General features: G+C 39.9%; 1 protein-coding gene. It reads left to right on the top strand.

The genetic code is table 11. From position 1 onward, the window contains the following. Positions 1–184 precede the first annotated feature (184 nt). Entirely contained in the window at positions 185–1,330 is a 1,146-nt protein-coding gene (locus A6E04_RS20755) for an IS91 family transposase (RefSeq protein ID WP_083199120.1), read from the top strand. Positions 1,331–1,433 lie beyond the last annotated feature (103 nt).

The following is a 1,433-nucleotide window of genomic DNA, read 5'->3' as shown; positions in this document are numbered from 1 at the left end:
ACATTCGGCGTTGTCAGTTTGCCTTTAGTTTCAGTGATTAAGGCGTTAAAATTCAGCTAAGTCTGCATAGTAGCAAACGTGTTATGCAGGCGTTAAATCTGCCGAGCAAGCTCGAAGAGTGCGCTGCCTCGTAATTCTCTCTCTTAAACATCTTCTTTATGGTTAGGTTTACTATGTTTACTGTATGAGCAAACATACAGTTCAAGCCTTTTTACAAAAAAGGTTTGAATCATATTCAAGGAACCATCGATTACCCTTATATCAACTTAAAGGGGTCAGTCGGCTTTCATCTTGTCGAACTCCATCGATGGGAGGTCATGCGCTGTATTGTGATAATGGGCACCTTAATGGCTATTGGTACAACAGCTGTGGGCATCGAAGTTGCCCACAGTGTGGTGCTCTCAAAAGAGAGCAATGGCTTAAAAAAGTGGATTCGTTTATTTTAGATACTTCTCATCATCATTGGGTATTTACTCTTCCGCACGAGTTACATGAAATATGGAGATATAACAGGGCGTTATGTCAGCAAACATTGTTTGATTCTGTTCGTAAAACGATTCAGATATTAAGCGCGGATGGGCGATTTCTAGGTGCTAAGGTTGGGTGTGTTTTGGCTCTACATACTTGGGCTCGAAATCTAACTTTTCATCCTCATATTCATTGCTTAATTACTCATGGTGGATTGAGTGATGACGGTTGGGTTGAACCAAAGAAAAGCATTCTATTTCCTGCCAGAGTTATGATAAAGCTGTTTCGCGGAAAGTTCATTGCAGCGCTGCGCGCAGCAATGAATAAAGGAGAGTTAAATTACCCTGACACGCTTTCAAAACAAGATGTTCTAAATCTTTTTAATAAATGGGGTGTTTTGGACTGGGTTGTTCATTGTGCAAAACCGTACTCACATGGTGCTGGCGTTGTTAAATATTTAGCGCGATATGTTCGTGGCGGAGCCATAAAAAACAGTCAAATTATGCACGTGTCGAACAAGGAAGTGCGAGTTAAGTACAAATCTCATCAAACAAAGAAAACAGAAATGATTAGGCTAGAGCCTAATCATTTTATTGAGCGTATATTAAGTCATATAGCGATACCAAAAAAGCAGCAATACCACTTTGTTGGTTTGTATCATAATCGATGTCGAGAGAGGCTGAATAAAGCTCGACAGTATCTTGGCCAAGAGCGGATAAAGGACATGAGTCCTTTATTATGGCGAGAATACGCGGAAAGCAAAGGGCAGGTACCATGTTGTGATGAATGTGGAGGCAAGGTTACGGTATTGGCTCGATTCAAAGTGATAAACGGTGAATTTATTTTTTCATCGAAAATGTGATAAGGATTATTCTATTTCGTGTAGAAAGCTTGCTGCTGCAAGCGGTTCCAGTTATCGTGTGGTAGTTGGTTTATTTACTTGAAATAAATAGATATTTAGATAA

The organism is Aliivibrio logei (assembly GCF_001691055.1).
GTDB classification, from domain to species: domain Bacteria; phylum Pseudomonadota; class Gammaproteobacteria; order Enterobacterales; family Vibrionaceae; genus Aliivibrio; species Aliivibrio salmonicida.
The sequence above is the reverse complement of the archived record's forward strand: the minus strand, read 5'-3'. Positions and strand labels throughout refer to the sequence as shown.